The organism is Rhodococcus sp. 14-2483-1-1 (assembly GCF_002259335.1).
Lineage (GTDB): Bacteria > Actinomycetota > Actinomycetes > Mycobacteriales > Mycobacteriaceae > Rhodococcoides.
This window is the reverse complement of sequence record NZ_NPFX01000023.1, coordinates 39,621-57,144: the sequence shown is the minus strand read 5'-3', so window position 1 is coordinate 57,144 and position 17,524 is coordinate 39,621. Positions and strand designations below refer to the sequence as shown.

Here is a 17,524-nt window from a genome sequence, read left to right as displayed (position 1 = left end):
GGCAGGATCGGTGCCACTATTTCCACTGTGACTTCGCGCCGGACAGATACCGCCACCGAACTTCCACCCCAGGTCGTCGTGCTGTTCGGGGCGACAGGAGACCTGGCCAAGCGAAAACTCCTGTCCGGAATGATGCACCTGGCATTGTCGGAGCTCGCACCGAACATCCGCGTCGTCGGCACATCGCTCGAAGAGATGTCGACCGACGAATTCCGCGCTCTCGCTCGCGAATCGATCAACACCCACTCGAGTCGCAAAGTGGGCGACGAGCAATGGAGTCGTTTTGCCTCGCGACTGACCTACGTGTCGCAGAAGGCAGGACCGGCGGCGCTGGGAGAGGCTGTGGCCGAGGCCGAGATCGAACTGGGAGGAAGCGCCAAACGGCTGCACTACCTGTCCGTTCCACCGAGAGCTGCACTCGCAGTGGTCGATACGCTCGCATCGGCAGATCTGGTGAAGCGTTCCCGGATCATCATGGAGAAGCCGTTCGGCACCGACCTCGAGAGCGCGATCGCCTTGAATGCACGGGTGCACGAAACGTTCGACGAGGACCAGATCTTTCGGATCGACCACTTTCTCGGGAAGGAACCGGCGCAGAACATCCTGGCGTTTCGTTTCGCCAACGGGTTGTTCGAGCCGATCTGGAACCGCAACTTCATCGATCACGTGCAGATCGACATACCGGAGAAGCTCGCCCTCGACGGTCGAGCAGGGTTCTACGAGTCCACCGGCGCGTACAAGGACATGGTGGTCACCCATCTGTTCCAGGTCCTGGCCTTCATGGCGATGGAACCGCCGACGGCACTCGAGCCCCGCGCGATCAGTGAAGAGAAGAACAAGGTCTTCCGATCGATGGTGCCGCTGGACCCGAAAAACGTTGTGAGAGGGCAGTATACGGGATATCGATCGGAGGAAGGCGTAGCGCCCGATTCCGACACGGACACGTTCGTGGCACTCAAATGCGAAATCGACAACTGGCGCTGGGCCGGTGTGCCGTTCTACCTCCGTAGCGGGAAACGTCTCGCCGAAGGCCAACGCATCATCTCGATAGCGTTCCGCGAGCCACCGAAGAGCATGTTCCCTGCCGGGTCCGGGGTCGGCGCTCAAGGCCCGGATCATCTGACCTTCGACCTGGCGGACGCATCCAAGGTTTCGCTGTCGTTCTACGGCAAGCGGCCCGGGCCCGGGATGCGCCTGGACAAACTCAGCATGCAGTTCGCCATTCACGAAACCGAACGCGCCGGCGACGTACTCGAGGCCTACGAGCGGTTGATCCTCGACGCCATGTACGGAGACCACACACTCTTCACCACTGCCGAGGGCATCGAACGACTGTGGCAGGTATCGGAGCCGTTGCTGGCGGATCCACCTCCGGTGCGCCTGTACTCGCCGGGATCGTGGGGCCCCAACGCAATTCATCAACTCATCGCGCCGCACGCCTGGCGGCTCCCGTTCGAGCGGGAGTGGCGCGAGAAGAAGTAGCGCCCCTCAGTTGTTCCAGCCGCGATCCTTGCGCATCTGATCACGCAGAGCGCCCTGAACCGCTTGCGACAACCACGAATTGAGAGATACACCGCTGTTGTTGGCGGCATCCTCGGCGCGTTCCTTGATCTGTTCGACCAGCCGAAGCGTCACTCGTCGTACTTCGCCGGAGACGTCGTCCATCGTCGGGTAGTCCTCGGCTTCGGGTGCGTCGGTTACGCCCATGTCCACAATCGGAATGTCGCGTCGTACATCGGCGTGCGCCCGGGGGCCGTCGAGGCGGACGGTGACGGTGTGACCGTCCAGTTCGTTCGACACCTCGGCCGCGAAATCCGACAGCGCGGTGAGCAACATCAATCTGGCCGAGGCCTCCGCGGTCTTTCCGAGTGCCTCCGCCGTCTGCCGGGTGTGTTCGTCTCCCAGGGCGGCAGCCGCAAGAAGATCGGTGCGTAGCGACTGGGTGTACTTGTCCAATTCCATGACGCCAGTGTGACGTCATTGGTGACGTCAGTCAAGGCGCTACAGTGGCGTCGTTCGATCCGTGATGACGTCACGCGTCGCCGAATGCGGTGGTCCGCACTTAGTGTTGTGCGGTGTCATCAGAAATCGAACGTAGAGCGGTGCCCCGAACGGTCGCGTTGAAAGTGCAACTCGTTGCTCGGACCGAATTCGTCCCCCCGGCCGACATCCCGTGGGACACCGACGCGGACGGCGGACAGGCTCTGGTCGAGTTCGCCGGACGTGCGTGCTACCAAAGTTGGTCCAAACCCAATCCCCGGACCGCCACCAATGCGTCGTACCTGCGCCATCTGCTCGACGTGGGGCACCTCTCGGTGCTCGAGCACGCAAGCGTGAGCTTCTACATCACCGGTATCTCCCGGTCGTGCACACACGAGCTCATCCGCCACCGGCACTTCTCCTACTCGCAGCTCTCGCAGCGTTTCGTTCCCGAGCACGACGCCAATGTCGTTCTGCCGCCCGCGATCGAGGGGGACCCCGAGCTCGAAGCACTGTTCGCGACCGCGACGGAGGCCAGTCGCGCGGCGTACACCGAGCTGCTCGGTGCCCTGGAGGGCAAGTTGGAGTCGGTCACCAATGCCGCGTTGCGCGGCAAGCAGGCGCGGCAGGCAGCGAGATCGGTACTGCCGAACGCGACCGAGACACGCGTGGTGGTGAGCGGAAACTACCGCGCATGGCGTCATTTCGTGTCGATGCGTGCCTCGGAGCATGCGGACGTCGAAATTCGCCGCGTCGCCGTCGAATGTCTGCGTAAGCTCGTGTCAGTGGCTCCGGACGTGTTCGGTGACTTCGAGATCTCGACGTTGCCGGACGGTACGGAAGTGGCCCGCAGCCCGTTCGTGACCGAGGTGTAGCGGCAAGGTTCGGATCGGGTCGGAACCGGGTACACCCGCCTGGGTGTCAGCGGGGAGTCCCGCTGCGCGAGAGTGGGCAAAGCACCGGGTAATCTGCTGCCATGACCTACGGTGACGCCGCTCCTTCCGTTGCGCCTGTGTTCGGTACGGTGCTCACCGCCATGGTGACCCCGTTCACGGCGGACGGTAAGTTGGATATCGACGCAGGCGTTCGGCTGGCACATCACCTCGTCGAGCAGGGCAACGATGGACTGGTTCTGGCCGGCACGACGGGCGAATCGCCCACCACCACCGAGAACGAGAAGCTCGAGCTGTTGCGCGCCGTGATCGCCGCGGTGGGTCATCGAGCTCGCATCATCGCTGGAGCCGGGAGCAACGACACAGCGCACAGTGTGGAATTGGCCCGCGATGCCGCTCGTGCGGGTGCGCACGGTCTCCTCGTCGTCACCCCGTATTACTCGCGGCCTCCTCAGGCCGGGTTGTACGCCCACTTCACCGCGGTCGCGAACGCAACCGACCTGCCCGTGATGCTCTACGACATCCCTCCCCGCTCCGTCGTGCCCATCGAGACCGAGACATTGCGCCGACTCGCCGAGCACCCCCGGATTCTCGCGGTCAAGGACGCCAAGGGAGATCTGAACGCAGGCGCGGAACTGATCGCCTCGACAGGCCTGCAGTTCTATTCCGGCGACGATCCACTGAACCTTCCCTGGCTCTCGGTCGGGGCGACGGGCTTCGTCAGTGTCATCGGCCACCTCGTTCCCGCTCGCCTCCGCGAACTGCACACCGCCTTCATGATGGGTGACATCGCGCGGGCGCAGGCGATCAACGTCAGCCTCATTCCGGTCATTCGCTCGGTCGCACGACTCGGCGGCGTCAGCGCCTCGAAGGCCGGCCTCCGCCTCATCGGAATCGATGTCGGCGAACCACGACTTCCCCAGGTGCCACCGAGCATCGATCACATCGAATTGCTCGCAGCAGAGCTGCGGGCGGCAGGAGTTCTTGTATGACACGACCTAACCGATCGCGCGGACGCGCAACCCGAAACGCCGGACCGCCGTCCGAGCGGCCGGCCCCCACACAGGGCCGGCCGTCAGGTGCCCGGCAGGGCAAGCCGATGGTGCAGAACTCGGCGCGCACTCAGCGTCCCGACACGCGCCGCGAGTTCGATCCGACGCAACGCCTCGGAACTCCGCCCAAGGCACCGTACAAGGGCCTGCGTGTGGTTGCGCTGGGTGGCATCGGCGAAATCGGTCGCAACATGACGGTGTTCGAGCACCAGGGCAAGATGCTGATCATCGACTGCGGCGTGCTCTTTCCCGAGGACCAGCAGCCGGGTGTCGACCTGATCCTGCCCGACTTCCGGCACATCGAGAACCGCATGGCCGACGTCGAGGCAGTGGTCCTGACGCACGGTCACGAGGACCACATCGGAGCTGTCCCGTTCCTGCTTCGTCTGCGCCCTGACCTGCCCGTCGTCGGATCCAAGTTCACCCTCGCGCTCGTCGCGGCCAAGTGCCGTGAGCATCGGTTGCGTCCGAACCTAGTCGAGGTGATCGAGGGTCAGCACACGCAGCACGGCCCGTTCGACTGCGAGTACTTCGCGGTGAATCACTCGATCCCCGACGCACTGGCCATCGCCATCAGGACCGATGCCGGTCTGGTGCTGCACACGGGTGACATCAAGCTCGATCAGCTGCCGCTCGACGGTCGCCTGACCGACCTGGCCGGCTTCTCGCGGCTCGGCGACGAGGGCGTCGACCTGTTTCTGGTCGACTCCACCAATGCCGAGGTACCCGGATTCGTCACCCCCGAGCGTGAGATCGGTGGCGTGCTCGACACCGTCATCGGCAAGGCGAAGCAGCGCGTCATCGTCGCGTCGTTCGCCAGTCACGTGCACCGCATCCAGCAGGTCATCGACGTCGCCGAGCGGTACAACCGTCGCGTCGCGTTCGTCGGACGCTCGATGGTGCGCAACATGCAGATCGCCCAGGATCTGGGCTATCTGCGGGTGCCCGACGGCCTCGAGGTCAATGTCGACACTGCCGCAACACTTCCCGACGACCGGTTGGTGCTCATCTCCACCGGCTCGCAAGGCGAGCCGCTGTCGGCGCTGTCCCGGATGGCTCGGGGCGAGCACCGTCAGATCAACGTCAAGGCCAACGATCTCGTGGTGCTGGCGTCCTCGCTCATCCCCGGCAACGAGAACTCTGTGTTCGCTGTGGTCAACGGCCTCGCCAAGCGTGGTGCCACCGTCGTGACGCAGCAGAACGCGAAGGTTCACGTCTCGGGCCACGCCTCGGCGGGTGAGCTGCTGTACCTCTACAACGCGGTACGGCCCACCAATGCCATGCCGGTGCACGGCGAGTGGCGTCATCTGCGCGCCAATGCGGCGCTGGCCAAGGCGACGGGTGTACCCGAGGACCGCGTGGTGCTGGCCGAGGACGGCGTGGTGGTCGACATGGTCGACGGGCTCGCCGAGATCGTCGGGCAGGTTCCGGTCGGTCACGTGTACGTCGACGGCCTCTCGGTCGGTGACGTCGGCGATTCGACGCTGTCGGATCGTCTCGTACTGGGCGAGGGCGGCTTCATCGCGATCAGCGTTGCCGTCGATTCGGCCACCGGCCGTGCTGTGACCGCACCCGAGGTGTCCGGTCGCGGTTTCTCCGACGATCCGGCCGCACTCAAGGAAGCCGGTCAACTCGTCGAGTCGGAGTTGCAGCGTCTGGCGTCCGACGGCGTGTCCGATACGCACCGCATCGCGCAGGCCGTGCGCCGTGTCGTCGGTCGGTGGGTAGCGGACAAGTACCGGCGCAAGCCGATGATCGTTCCGACGATCATCGCGGTCAAGCCGCAAACGCAGTCCTAGGGATCAGACGAGCAGTCGCCATACGCCGATGAGGCCGAGGACGACGATGGCACCGCGTAGGGCCGCCGGCGACAGCCGGCGGCCGTACCGGGCTCCGACGGCACCGCCGATCAGCGATCCGACGGCGATCAGACCGGCGGCCTGCCAACTGATGTCGTCGAATCGAAAGATCGTGAAAGCAACTGCGGCAACGATGTTCACCACGAGCGACAGCAAGTTCTTGGCTGCATTCATCCGCTGCATCGTCTCGGGGAGCAGGGCTCCCATAACGCCGATGAGCAGAATTCCCTGTGCTGCAGTGAAATAGCCGCCGTAGATGCCGACCAGCAGAGTGCCGATGGTGACCAGTGCCATTCGGCCGCGACCGATCTGGTTCGCCGCCTTACCCGCCGCCTCCGACCGCCGTTTGGCCCAGGCTTGGATTTTCGGTTGTGCGACAACGAGAATCAAAGCACCGATGAGCAAAACCGGAACCACAGAGGCGAATACTTTTTCCGGTAGGTGCAGCAGCAGCCATGCTCCACCGAGCGCTCCGAGGAAAGACGCGGGCAATTGCCAGCGCAGTCGATGCCACTGTCCGCGCAGTTCTCGGCGATACCCCCACGTGCCCGAGACGCTTCCCGCCACCAATCCGATGGCGTTGGACATCGTGGCGACCACCGGGGGATACCCGAACGCGACCAGAGTCGGAAACGTGATCAACGTTCCGGATCCGACGACGGCATTGATCGCACCGGCACCGAGGCCGGCGAGCAGGATGACGAGAATTTCCGATACCGGCACTGTTGGGAGGTTACCCAGACAAAGGATGGGATCCCGCGGCAGGATGCCGCTGGTTCCGTCTGGCCGTAGCCTGGAGCGCGTGAGCCTTGCCCAGGACGAACGTTCCCAACTTGTTCAGACCCTTCTCGACGTGGGTCCCGACGCGCCGACGCTGTGCGGTGAATGGACTGCGGCCGATCTGGCCGCCCACCTCGTCGTCCGTGAACGACGGCTCGACGCGTCGCCGGGCATCCTCCTGCCCCCGCTCGCCGGATACACGGAGCGGGTTCAGCGTTCCGTCGCGAATCGACCGTTCGCGGCCGTGGTCGAGGACGTTCGCACCGGTCCGCCGATGTGGTCGCCGTTCGCTCTGCTGGATCCGCTGATCAACCTCGGCGAGATGTTCGTCCACCACGAAGATCTGCGCCGTGCCACCGGGAGCTGGACGCGACGAAATCTTCCGGTTGCGGTGGAGAAGCGTCTGTGGCCGCAGGTTCGATTCATCGGACGAGCAGGGCACCGCTCGGCACCGATTCCGGTGCACGCTCGCACTCCGGACGGCCGTGCTGCCACGTTCAAGGGGGGCTCCGGCGCCGGTGTGACGGTGGTGGGGGAGCCGTCCGAACTACTCCTCTACGCGTTCGGTCGAGACCAGCTGGAGGTCGAGTTCGAGGGTTCGGCGGGCGACGTCGCTGCAGTGAAAGCGCTCGATCTGAGCTTCTGACGCACATCCTGTCCGCTGTTACTGGTGTTGCGGATGGTTTCGACGGGGCTGTTGCGACTAGCCTGGGTGCATGGCAGGAAAGACCAGCACCTCCACCGCCAGGGCCGGATCCAGCGGATCCGGATCTTCGCGCGCGTCCGGCACCGCTCGTAAGTCCGGCACCGGTCGCACGGCGCGCACCGTCACGACGCCGAAGAAGCCCACCGCGCCGCGCAACCCGGCGACCACTCGGGCGAGCGCGTCGTCTCGCGGTAAGGGACCTGCGAGAGGAGCAGCGTCACGGCGTCCGCCCACCAAGAAGAAGTCACGCGGTGCGCTCGACGCGATCGGCCGCGGAATCGCGTCCACATGGTCGATGGCGGCACGAGGTGTCGGTGCCACGACCAGGACGGTCGGTAAGGCCGCCGACATCGAGCACGGACACCGCCGGGACGGAATCGCTCTGGGGCTGATCGCCGTCAGCGTCGTTGTTGCCGCGAGCGTGTGGTTCAGTGCCGGGGGACCCGTCGGTGAATGGATCGAGGTGGGTATCCGCGCCGTCATCGGTGAGGCCGGTTATGTTGCGCCCGTTCTCGGTATCGGCATCGCGGTCGTTCTGATGCGGTCCGAACCCCGTCCCGAGGTGCGGCCTCGGCTGGTTCTCGGCTCGATTCTTCTCGGCCTCCCGATCCTCGGCCTGTGGCACATGGCCGCCGGCTCGCCGACCGACGCCTCAGGCCGGTCCGAGGGTGCGGGCTTCGTCGGGTATGTGGCGGGCGGTCCGATCGCCGATGGCCTCACCGTCTGGTTGGCCGTGCCCCTGCTTCTGCTTGCCGGCCTGTTCGGAGTGCTGCTGCTCACCGGTACCACCGTGCGCGACGTACCGGACCGCATGCGTGCGCTGTTCGGCACCGACAGTCGGGGCGACGAATACGAGGACTTCGACCCGGCCGACTTCGGGTCCGAATTCGGAGACGAGGGCTATGGCGACTACGACTCCAACTTCGATGCCGACGGCTATCCGGTGCACGGCGGCGCAGACCCGTACGACAACTATCCGACCGAGGAGTACATCCCGGTCGCGAAGCCGCCGCGCGCCCGTAAGACCCCGGCCCCGGAGGCCGCCACCGAGGTCATCACGCCTGCAGCTGCCGCAGTGCCGGTACCCGACGCGCCTGCCGCTCCTGCGCGGCCGAAGCCCAAGCCGATCGTCAAGGCGGCCGAACCGAAGCAGGCAGCCGAGGACGACAAGATCGTCGTCGATCGCGTCGTCGATGGGGATTACACGCTGCCGTCGTTGTCGCTGCTCATCGACGGCGACCCGCCCAAGACGCGGAGCCAGGCCAACGACGCCATGATCGAGGCCATCTCGGAGGTGCTCGAGCAGTTCAAGATCGACGCCGCGGTCACCGGATTCACGCGGGGCCCGACGGTTACCCGCTACGAAGTCGAACTCGGACCGGGTGTGAAGGTCGAGAAGATCACCGCGCTCGCCCGCAACATCGCGTACGCGGTCGCGACCGACAACGTACGTCTGCTCGCACCGATCCCCGGCAAATCCGCGGTCGGTATCGAGGTACCGAACTCGGACCGTGAGATGGTGCGACTGGCCGACGTGTTGACCGCGCCATCGACGCGTAAGGATCACCATCCGCTGGTGATCGGCCTCGGCAAGGACATCGAAGGCGATTTCGTCAGTGCCAACCTCGCGAAGATGCCTCACTTGCTGGTGGCCGGATCCACCGGTTCCGGTAAGTCGAGCTTCGTGAACTCGATGCTGGTGTCATTGCTCGCGCGGGCGACGCCGGACGAGGTTCGGATGATCCTGATCGACCCGAAGATGGTGGAGCTGACGCCGTACGAGGGCATTCCGCACCTCATCACCCCGATCATCACGCAGCCCAAGAAAGCTGCCGCAGCGCTGGCCTGGCTCGTCGAGGAGATGGAGCAGCGCTACCAGGACATGCAGATCAACAAGGTCCGCCACATCGACGACTTCAACAAGAAGGTCCGTTCGGGCGAGATCACTGCACCCCTGGGCAGTGAACGCGTCTACCGGCCCTACCCGTACATCCTCGCGATCGTCGACGAGCTCGCCGACCTGATGATGACCGCCCCGCGCGACGTCGAGGAAGCGATCGTGCGGATCACGCAGAAGGCCCGCGCCGCCGGTATCCACCTGGTGCTCGCCACCCAGCGACCCTCGGTCGACGTCGTGACCGGTCTGATCAAGACGAACGTCCCGTCGCGTCTTGCCTTCGCGACATCGTCGTTGACGGACTCCCGAGTCATCCTGGACCAACCGGGTGCCGAGAAGCTGATCGGTATGGGCGACGCACTGTTCCTGCCGATGGGTGCGGGCAAGCCGACACGTCTGCAGGGTGCGTTCATCACCGACGAGGAAATCGCGGCGGTCGTCGACTTCGCCAAGAACCAGGCCGAGCCGGAGTACAACGACACCGTCACCGCAGCGAAGGTCTCGGACAAGAAGGATGTCGACCCCGATATTGGCGACGACCTCGACGTGCTGTTGCAGGCGGTCGAACTCGTCGTGACCAGCCAGTTCGGTTCGACGTCGATGCTGCAGCGCAAACTACGCGTCGGCTTCGCCAAGGCCGGGCGCTTGATGGACCTGATGGAGAACCGCGGAGTGGTGGGACCGAGCGAGGGATCGAAGGCTCGCGAAGTGCTCGTCAAACCGGACGAGCTCGACGGTCTGCTGTGGTCGATCAAGGGTGGCGACCCGGACGAGCAGCCGGCTTCGGACGAGTTCTGACGGTTCCGAGGGGCTCCCGAGCCGGGTGAATGGACCACTGCAGCCGTCTGGGCCGTGCAGTGGTCCATTCACGTGGGCCAGTGAGCAAGGCGATCAGGACGTGAAAGTGCCCATGACCGGAGTCCATTCGTCGAACGTTGCCGACTCGATCAGGTTCTCGATCGCAAACGGATCCTGCGCGAAGAGTGTTTCGACGGTCGCGGCGTCCGGCCCCTCGACCAGCAACAGTGCCCCGCTGCCGTCGGCGTAGGGGCCACTCGAGACCAGCGTCTTCTGCTCGAGCAGTTCGGCCAGCCAAGCACGGTGGGCTGCGCGATGGGTGTCGCGGCCGTCCGTGGTGGTGGGGGAGTAGGTGTAGCTGACGGCGATGAGGGGCATTGCGCTCTCTTCCGGATTCGGGGGTTGTCCCGAGAATTCTGTCAGAGGGACAGCAGCATTCGAGTGTTGCCCAGAGTGTTCGGCTTGACGTAGCTCAGGTCCAGGAATTCCGCCACGCCGGTGTCGTACGACCGGCACATCTCCGCGTAGACCTCGGCGGTGACGGGGGTTCCGTCGATTTCGGCGAATCCGTGCCGAGAGAAGAAGTCCACCTCGAACGTCAACACGAACACTTTCTGCAACGCCAGATCACGTGCGACCTCGACGAGTTTGGCGACGATGAGATGCCCGGCACCGTGTCCTTTCGCAGCGGGATCGACTGCCACTGTTCGTACCTCGCCGAGATCGGCCCAGAGCACATGCAGTGCCCCGCACCCGATGACCTCGCCGTCACGTTCGGCGACCCAGAATTCCTGTACGGCTTCGTAGAGCGTGACGAGGTTCTTCTCGAGCAGAATCCGGCCGGCGTAGATGTCGATCAGGCGCTTGATCTCGGGAATGTCCGAGGTCCTGGCACGACGCACGGTGAGGGTGCCGACGTGTGCGGAGTGGCGGTCCATGGTCTCGGAATGTGCGTCGGATTCGGGATTTGCGGTGTCGCGACTCGCCCGATTCGGCCCAGAAGTCATGGGGTGAACAGTAGTCAGTACCGCAACCGATAAACTTTTCGTGTGTCGTTCAGTGAGCTGTGTCCCCGTCTCGGCGGGTGGACACTGCGCGAGGGTGGACCTGCCGCCGGATTCGACACTGTCGGCTCGCGAGTTCGACGATGACCGAGCCCGTTGCGCCTGATCAGGGCGTCCCGTCGAGTAGTGGTGAGGCAAACGGTCGTGCCCCGGTCAGCGGTGTCTCCCGCGCCGTGAGTGGTGCGCGCAGCACGGATTTGCCACATGGCAACGCAGCCCCTGGTGGGACCGACGAGGTGCCGTTGCTCAACATCGCCAACATCTTGACGGTTCTTCGAATCGCGTTGGTGCCGGTGTTCCTCGCGGCGTTGTTCGTCGGTGACGGCCACGACACCACCTGGCGCCTGACAGCCACCGCGGTCTTCGCTGTTGCCGCCATCACCGACCGGATCGACGGCCAGGTGGCACGCAAGTACGGTCTGGTCACCGATTTCGGAAAGATGGCAGACCCCATCGCAGACAAGGCTCTGATCGGTGCCGCGCTCGTCGGCCTGTCGATGTTGGGCGATCTGTCCTGGTGGGTGACCGTGATCATCGGGGTGCGGGAAATCGGCATCACCGCGGTGCGCTTCGCAGTCATCCGGCACGGCGTGATCCCCGCCGGTCGCGGCGGAAAGGTCAAAACTCTGGTGCAGACATTCGCCATCGGGGTGTACCTGTGCCCGCTGCCGAGTGCGGTCGATCCGGTCGCGATGGCGCTGATGGCTCTCGCGGTTCTGCTGACCGTCTACACCGGCATCGATTACGTGGTGCAGGCCGTTCGGCTGCGCCGAGGAGTGTCCGCCTCGTGAACGCGTCGGCGGGTTACAGTCTTGGCAAACGTGTCGGAGGTGCTTCGGCGCGTGTTGGAGTGAACGGGCATATAGGGTCGGGAACCAATCGGACCGACTGGGACGTTGAACATCATGACGGCTCCGGACGAACGAGATATGAACGTTGTCGTCTCGACGGCTCGGCCGTCGGCACGGACACCAACGAGGAGGAGCGAGATGGCGCTGCTATTGCGTGAAGCACTCGGCGACAGTCTGCGGCGTACTCGCGTCGCACAGAGCCGAACCCTGCGTGAAGTCTCGAATACTGCACGCGTGAGCCTGGGGTATCTCTCCGAGGTGGAACGTGGCCGTAAGGAGGCGTCGAGCGAACTGCTCGCCGCGATCTGCGATGCCCTCGCCGTCCCGCTCTCGGATGTCATGAGCGATGTCAGCGTGACACTGTCCGACGCGTCCGTCGCAGCCGCTCGACTCGACGAGGCGGCCGTCGCCACTCGCATCGACGGCGATACCCGTGTCGTGATTCCCGCACCTGCTGCCAGAGCTCTCGCTGCCGCCTAAGATCGGAAAAGTACTCCGTTTCCACTCCTGACCCAGACCAGACACCCGACTTTTTCAGCACGGACAGGTTCATTCCGGTCACTGCGAGAGCAGCCGACCCGTACGCGGCCACCGCGGCGCAACAGATGGAGGCAGGACCACCCCATGGCTAATCCTTTCGTCAAGGCCTGGAAATACATGATGGCGCTCTTCAATTCCAAGATCGACGAGAAGGCCGACCCCAAGGTTCAGATTCAGCAGGCGATCGAAGATGCGCAGCGGCAGCATCAGGCTCTGTCCCAGCAAGCTGCGTCCGTCATCGGTAATCAGCGTCAGCTCGAGATGAAGCTCAGCCGGCAGCTGGACGAGGTCGAGAAGCTCAACGCGAACGCTCGGCAGGCAGTCACGCTGGCAGATCAGGCCGCCACAGCGGGCGATATCGAGAAGGCCACGCAGTACACCAATGCTGCCGAGGCGTTCGCCGCTCAGCTGGTGACCGCCGAGCAGAGCGTCGAGGACCTCAAGGTTCTGCACGATCAGTCATTGCAGGCTGCTACTCAGGCCAAGAAGGCCGTCGAGCAGAACGCAATGGCACTGCAGTCCAAGGTCGCCGAACGCACCAAGCTGCTCAGCCAGCTCGAGCAGGCGAAGATGCAGGAGAAGGTCAGCGAATCGCTGCGCTCGATGGACAGCACGCTGTCCGCTCCCGGTAACACTCCGAGCCTGGACGCTGTTCGCGACAAGATCGAGCGGCGCTACGCCGATGCTCTCGGTTCGGCCGAGTTGGCTCAGAACACCGTCTCGGGTCGCATGCTCGAGGTCCAGCAGGCTTCGGTGCAGATGGCGGGCCACAGCCGGCTCGAGCAAATTCGCGCGTCCATGGCGGGCGACTCGCTGCCGTCCGGCGATTCTGCTGCTGCCAAGCCGTCGATCGCCAAGTCCCCGAACGCAACGCCCGAGCCTCCGGCCCAGGCGTGATCGTCCGGACGAACACGCCTGTCGACTGACACCACTCTCGGCATGGGTAGGAAAGAACACGAATCGGGCCGGTCGCGTAAGCGGCCGGCCGTTTCGCTCGATCGGGACTCCATCACCGCGGCGGTAGCGGAGTCGGGCGCGGTGGTGCGGTCTCTGGCGGAGTCGGCGCGCAGTGTCGGTACGTCCGTGTTCGATGCTGCCGGACGTCGAAAAGACCCTCGGGCCAAGCATCTGAAGAAGATTCGTCGAGCCAGACGACGAGGAATCCGGTTCGGAGCCGCCTCCAGCACGACGGCAGCGGGAACTGCAGGACTGGCTGTGCTGTCTGCACCGGAGTGGTCGCTGTTCGTCGGCGGCGGAGGTGCCGCGCTCATGGCCGTTCCGGCTGTGTTCGCGGTCACCCGGCTCCGCCGGCTGCGATCCCAGCCCGTACCCGTAGGGATACCGGCCAGGCGCACGTTGCCTCAGCGCGGATCTGCCGCATACGAACCGATGGCGCGGCTGGCGGGAGCCGAGAAGAGTCTGTTCGAGCTGTTGGGGATTCTGGCGAGATCCGAGACGATCGGGACCGACGAGGTGGAAGAGACGATCGGTGTGGCCTCGGACGCTGCCCAGGGCCTCGAGGGTGTTGCCGTCGACATCGCCGCTCTGGAACGAGCAGGGGCAGCCAGCTTCGCCACACGTGAACATCTGCGTAACGGAATAGATTCGGCTGCAGCCGACCTCGCGGCCGGCGTCGATCAGTACGAACAACTGGTCGCGGCCGCTGCACGCATGACCGGGCCGGCTGCATTCACATCGACGACGGTTGTGGACGTCCACCGCCGCGAGCTCGAGTCGGCCACCGACCGATTGCAAGGATGGGCCGAGGCACTCACCGAGATCGATCGGATTCGGGCGCGGCACCGCTGACACAATTCAGGGTTCACCCCGATGTGCTCGGAGCGCACCGATGTCAAGATCGACGTACGCGACACGACACGGTGCGCGTCGATACGGTTGGAGTTCCACATGTTCTGGAAAGTACTCGGATTCATCGTCCTGATCTGGATCGCACTCGCGCTACTCGGCACCATCATCAAGGGTGTGTTCTGGCTGGTTGTGGCCGGTGCGATCGTGTTGGGACTGGTGTGGCTGTACAAAGCGATCTCCTCGAACGACGACCATCCTTCGCTCAAGTTCTGACTCGTCCGTCCCTCACCCTCCCGACGAGCGATTCCGGGCCACGAACACCCGTAGAGCACCCGGTACGGTCTGCACTGTGACCGGAAGATCGCCGACGCGTTCACCGTCCGCGTATGCGACGATTCCCTCGCACCTGAGGGTGACCCGCTCCGACGTGTAGGTGTCGACCTCGGGGAGATCGATGTGCGTTCCCCGGTAGAGGGTAGGCGACATCCTGAGAAGTCGAGTTCGGCTGACTCCCCGCACGACGGTGATGTCGAGCAGTCCGTCGTCCACTCGAGCCGCGGGGCATATCTCCATCCCGCCGCCGTAACAGCTGCCGTTTCCGACGGCGACCAGCGTGGCGTCGACTCGAAGTTCGGCATCGTCCAATTCCATGACGTAGCAGAGCTTTTCGAGCGTGGCCAACTGCAGAATCATGGCCGCGTTGTAGCGCAGAGGACCGCCGAACCATCGAAGCCGACCGGCTCTCTCGGTGACCAGGGAATCGAAACCACTGGACAAGACTGTTGCAAACCACCGGTCACCCACTCGACCCAAATCGATCGTTCGCGTGAGATCGTCGGCGACGACGTCGGCTGCCCGGACTGCATCGCCCCGAGGTATCCCCAGAACGCGGGCCAGATCGTTTCCGGTCCCCGCAGGTATCAGACCCATCGGGGTGTCGGTGCCGGCGAGTACCTGTATCACGAGATTGATAAGCCCGTCGCCGCCGACCGCGACCACGGCGTCCGTTCCGCTGTCGACGGCTCTGTTCAACAATGCCAACGCGTCTCCCGGGGTGCGGCCTTCGATGGCCGTGACGTGAATTTCGCGTTCGCGGAGTCGTGCCACTGCACGCCGACCGGTCTGCGCTGCGCGCCCACCACCGGCCGTCGGATTGGTCAGCACTGTTACCGATCGGGTCATGGTCGTCCGGATTCGTCGGTCACGTCGATCAGCTTGCCAGGGTTGACGATTGCCGTGTCGGTGACCGGCGCTATTCCCCGTCGACAGTCTTCGGCGTAGATTGCCGATTCATGCTCTCGCTGAATCGAGGACCGAATGCGACCGAAGCCGTGAGGTACAGTAACGAAATTATTTGATCCGGCCCGTGGTTCAGATCTTCGGCCCAGAGTGTGAAGGGTGGCACGTGACCGAGCGACCGGTGTCGAGTCCTGCCTCGTCTCAGTCCACGCATCCATGCGAGACGGATGCGCCCGAGAAGTCGATCGAAGACTCCGTCCTCGATGCGGCCCGATCGTGCATCCTCGAGCATGGAGTCAGGCGCACCACCCTGGCCGAGATTGCCCGACGAGCCGAGGTCAGCAGACCTACTGTCTACCGGAGGTGGACGGATACCCGGGCAGTGGTGTCCAGCCTGCTCACCCGCGAGATCAGCGCACTCATTCCGAGCTTCGACGCGACCGCGTCCGGTCGAGAGCAGATCGTTACCGCTGTGGGCGAGGCTGCCGATCGGATCCGAATCCACCCGCTGTTCGTGAAAATTCTGCGTTCCGATTCCGATGTGCTCGCTACCTACATCCTGCATCGTCTCGGTACCAGTCAGTCGTTGATCATCGATACTCTGACGTCGTTGGTGGTTGTGGGACAACGTGATTCATCGATTCGTCCCGGGGACCCCACAGTGTTGGCCACGATGTTGCTGTTGATGGTGCAGTCGGCTGTTCAGTCCGCCGAGATGGTGTCCGAGCGCATCCCCGGTGCCGAGGTGATGCACCAGATGGCGTACGCGGTCGATGCCTATCTGCGTCCCCGGAGCGCGTGACGGGATTTCGCTGACCTGCGGTGACCTCGACACGCGTCGAGCTCGTGGAGTCGGGTGTGGCACGCTGGGCCGGTGCGAGTTGCAGTGGTGGCCGGGCCCGATCCGGGGCATGCGTTTCCGGCCATTGCCCTGTCTCTGTTGTTTCGTCGGGCCGGTGACGAACCGGTCCTGTTCACCGGAAGTCGTTGGGTGCCCGACGCCCGTGCGCTCGGGCTGCGGGCATTCCCGTTGGGCGGACTGGCACCGCGACCGGAGGACGACGATCTGGACGCCGGACAGCGTATCCACTCTCGCGCGGCGTTCGTCTCCACCGAATTGTTGCCCGACCTCGAGCGGGAGAACGTCGACCTCGTGGTGTCCGACATCCTGACCGCAGGAGGCGGCATGGCTGCCGAACGGCTCGGTACACCCTGGGTCGAGCTCTCGCCCCATCCTCTGTATTCACCCTCGAAAGGGTTGCCGCCCATCGGAAGTGGTTTGGCCCCCGGCACCGGTCTTCGTGGCAGGCTGCGCGATACCGTGATGCGCGCGCTGACGGCACGCTCGATTGCGCAGGGGCGGACTCAACGCTCCCTCGCCAGGACGAGTATCGGGCTCCCGCCCCGGGATCCGGGCCCGAGTGCTCGGCTGGTTGCCACCATTCCCGCGTTGGAGGTGGAGCGTCCCGACTGGCCCGGGGACGCGCACGTGATCGGTCCGTTGCTGTGGGAGCCGACCGACGATCTGCTCGAGCTGCCGGACGGCGAATCCCCTTTGGTGATGGTCGCCCCGTCGACGGCGTTCACCGGTGCCGAGGGAATGCTCGAGATGGCGCTGAAAGGGTTGGACGGCACCGGGGTTCGGGTCGTGGCGTCGGTTCTCGACGGGGTCCCCGATGTACTGCCGAACTGGGCGAGTGCGGGCCTCGGTCGGCAGGACGAGCTTCTGCGTCACGCCGATGTGGTGGTGTGCGGTGGTGGTCATGGCATGTTGGCCAAAGCTCTCATTCACGGAGTTCCGGTGGTGACCGTGCCCGGTGGCGGTGATCAGTGGGAACTGGCGAATCGGGCCGCGCGGCAGGGGAGCGCCGTGATCGTGCGACCCCCTACGGCAACGTCCATCGCCGGCGCGGTGGCCGACGTTCTCGCCGATCCGCGATTTGCCAGGGCTGCCGCCGTGGCGGCGGCAGGCGCGAAGTCCGTCGAAGATCCGGTGACGGTATGCCACGAGGTCCTCGCTCGGAACGCGCGAGGGACGGGACGTTAGGGTTGACGA

General features: G+C 64.6%; 18 protein-coding genes. 13 read left to right on the top strand and 5 right to left on the bottom strand.

All coding sequences use genetic code 11. The features are described from left to right. Positions 1-27 precede the first annotated feature (27 nt). Entirely contained in the window at positions 28-1,482 is a 1,455-nt protein-coding gene (gene zwf, locus CH294_RS23535; RefSeq protein ID WP_032403260.1) for a glucose-6-phosphate dehydrogenase, read from the top strand. Positions 1,483-1,488: 6 nt separating this feature from the next. Here the strand turns inward: zwf and CH294_RS23530 are convergent, their stop codons facing one another. After that, on the bottom strand, positions 1,489-1,962 hold the full coding sequence (locus CH294_RS23530) for a hypothetical protein (RefSeq protein WP_037151522.1): 474 nt from the start codon (positions 1,960-1,962) through the stop codon (positions 1,489-1,491). Positions 1,963-2,102: 140 nt separating this feature from the next. Between CH294_RS23530 and thyX the strand changes: the two genes are divergently transcribed. The 3 genes from thyX to CH294_RS23515 all read left to right on the top strand — a co-directional run bounded on the left by thyX (position 2,103) and on the right by CH294_RS23515 (position 5,724). Then, the gene (gene thyX / locus CH294_RS23525; protein WP_032377139.1) at positions 2,103-2,855 is read left to right on the top strand and encodes an FAD-dependent thymidylate synthase; all 753 of its coding nucleotides are present in this window, start codon (positions 2,103-2,105) and stop codon (positions 2,853-2,855) included. A gap of 101 nt (positions 2,856-2,956) precedes the next feature. Beyond that, positions 2,957-3,865 carry a 4-hydroxy-tetrahydrodipicolinate synthase gene (gene dapA, locus CH294_RS23520; RefSeq protein WP_032377140.1) on the top strand — a complete coding sequence of 303 codons (909 nt, stop codon included), beginning with the start codon at positions 2,957-2,959 and terminating at the stop codon, positions 3,863-3,865. Continuing rightward, entirely contained in the window at positions 3,862-5,724 is a 1,863-nt protein-coding gene (locus tag CH294_RS23515) for a ribonuclease J (RefSeq protein ID WP_165430211.1), read from the top strand. Before dapA ends, CH294_RS23515 begins: the two co-directional genes overlap by 4 nt. A gap of 3 nt (positions 5,725-5,727) precedes the next feature. Here CH294_RS23515 and CH294_RS23510 read toward each other — a convergent pair whose 3' ends face one another. Further along, positions 5,728-6,507 carry a sulfite exporter TauE/SafE family protein gene (locus tag CH294_RS23510; RefSeq protein WP_032403263.1) on the bottom strand — a complete coding sequence of 260 codons (780 nt, stop codon included), beginning with the start codon at positions 6,505-6,507 and terminating at the stop codon, positions 5,728-5,730. Positions 6,508-6,586: 79 nt separating this feature from the next. On the opposite strand from CH294_RS23510, the gene CH294_RS23505 reads away from it, so the two are divergent. Together CH294_RS23505 and CH294_RS23495 are read left to right on the top strand one after the other, a co-directional pair. Beyond that, positions 6,587-7,210: a TIGR03085 family metal-binding protein gene (locus CH294_RS23505; RefSeq protein WP_165430212.1), complete on the top strand. Its 624-nt coding sequence runs from the start codon at positions 6,587-6,589 to the stop codon at positions 7,208-7,210. Between the two features lie 70 nt (positions 7,211-7,280). Continuing rightward, complete coding sequence (locus tag CH294_RS23495) at positions 7,281-9,965, top strand: DNA translocase FtsK (RefSeq protein ID WP_170944830.1); 2,685 nt, start codon at positions 7,281-7,283, stop codon at positions 9,963-9,965. Between the two features lie 93 nt (positions 9,966-10,058). Here CH294_RS23495 and CH294_RS23490 read toward each other — a convergent pair whose 3' ends face one another. Next, positions 10,059-10,343, bottom strand: coding sequence for a YciI family protein (locus CH294_RS23490; protein ID WP_032377145.1), 285 nt, complete (start codon positions 10,341-10,343; stop codon positions 10,059-10,061). A gap of 41 nt (positions 10,344-10,384) precedes the next feature. After that, positions 10,385-10,903: an amino-acid N-acetyltransferase gene (locus tag CH294_RS23485; protein ID WP_037151652.1), complete on the bottom strand. Its 519-nt coding sequence runs from the start codon at positions 10,901-10,903 to the stop codon at positions 10,385-10,387. Between the two features lie 323 nt (positions 10,904-11,226). Between CH294_RS23485 and pgsA the strand changes: the two genes are divergently transcribed. The 5 genes from pgsA to CH294_RS27590 all read left to right on the top strand — a co-directional run bounded on the left by pgsA (position 11,227) and on the right by CH294_RS27590 (position 14,502). Beyond that, a complete protein-coding gene (pgsA, locus tag CH294_RS23480) occupies positions 11,227-11,820 on the top strand; it encodes a CDP-diacylglycerol--glycerol-3-phosphate 3-phosphatidyltransferase (protein WP_052058499.1) in 594 nt (197 codons plus the stop codon). 198 nt (positions 11,821-12,018) lie between these two features. After that, on the top strand, positions 12,019-12,360 hold the full coding sequence (locus tag CH294_RS23475; protein WP_032403266.1) for a helix-turn-helix transcriptional regulator: 342 nt from the start codon (positions 12,019-12,021) through the stop codon (positions 12,358-12,360). 144 nt (positions 12,361-12,504) lie between these two features. Next, a complete protein-coding gene (locus tag CH294_RS23470) occupies positions 12,505-13,317 on the top strand; it encodes a PspA/IM30 family protein (protein WP_032377147.1) in 813 nt (270 codons plus the stop codon). A 42-nt stretch (positions 13,318-13,359) separates the two neighbouring features. After that, on the top strand, positions 13,360-14,229 hold the full coding sequence (locus CH294_RS23465; protein WP_230592484.1) for a hypothetical protein: 870 nt from the start codon (positions 13,360-13,362) through the stop codon (positions 14,227-14,229). Positions 14,230-14,328: 99 nt separating this feature from the next. Beyond that, positions 14,329-14,502, top strand: coding sequence for a hypothetical protein (locus CH294_RS27590; RefSeq protein ID WP_032403626.1), 174 nt, complete (start codon positions 14,329-14,331; stop codon positions 14,500-14,502). Positions 14,503-14,514: 12 nt separating this feature from the next. Here the strand turns inward: CH294_RS27590 and CH294_RS23455 are convergent, their stop codons facing one another. Next, the gene (locus CH294_RS23455; RefSeq protein ID WP_094739209.1) at positions 14,515-15,411 is read right to left on the bottom strand and encodes a diacylglycerol kinase; all 897 of its coding nucleotides are present in this window, start codon (positions 15,409-15,411) and stop codon (positions 14,515-14,517) included. Positions 15,412-15,649: 238 nt separating this feature from the next. Here CH294_RS23455 and CH294_RS23450 point away from each other — a divergent pair, with 238 nt between their 5' ends. Then, positions 15,650-16,270, top strand: coding sequence for a TetR/AcrR family transcriptional regulator (locus CH294_RS23450; RefSeq protein WP_052077669.1), 621 nt, complete (start codon positions 15,650-15,652; stop codon positions 16,268-16,270). A 72-nt stretch (positions 16,271-16,342) separates the two neighbouring features. Continuing rightward, positions 16,343-17,515 (top strand): nucleotide disphospho-sugar-binding domain-containing protein, encoded by a 1,173-nt coding sequence (locus CH294_RS23445; RefSeq protein ID WP_141216538.1) that lies wholly within the window; start codon positions 16,343-16,345, stop codon positions 17,513-17,515. The last annotated feature ends 9 nt before the right edge of the window (positions 17,516-17,524 follow it).